We start from the raw sequence: 363 nt of genomic DNA on the forward strand, positions 1-363 counted from the left end.
TGGGAAGTCTCCCTCGACGGCGGCACCACCTGGGATGCCCGCACTAGCACCACCTTCACGCTGGACGAAGGTGTCTACGCCGATGGCGTTGTGCAGATCCGTCAGACCGATGTCGCCGGCAACGTCAGCGACGCCGTGAACCTGGGCGCCGTCACCGTGGATACCACCGACCCGACGGGCAGCATCGCCTTCGTCGATGGTGACGATGGCCTCCTCAATCTGGCAGACATCAGCGCCGTCGATCTGACTGGCAGCATCGAGGCCGGCCTCGACAGCAGCAATGTCGTGATCACCATCACTGACAGCGCCGATCCGGCCAACGAGATCACCGTCGCCACAACTGACATTACGATCGACGGTGCC

1 protein-coding gene is annotated in these 363 nt (G+C 63.4%); it reads left to right on the plus strand.

What is annotated here, in order from left to right; genetic code table 11:
- The coding region (locus tag PJK54_RS17795) for a hypothetical protein (protein WP_271303526.1) at positions 1-363 on the plus strand (363 nt) is incomplete at both ends.

It is taken from the genome of Cobetia sp. MMG027 (assembly GCF_027947415.1).
In the GTDB taxonomy this organism is placed as follows: Bacteria; Pseudomonadota; Gammaproteobacteria; order Pseudomonadales; family Halomonadaceae; genus Cobetia; species Cobetia marina.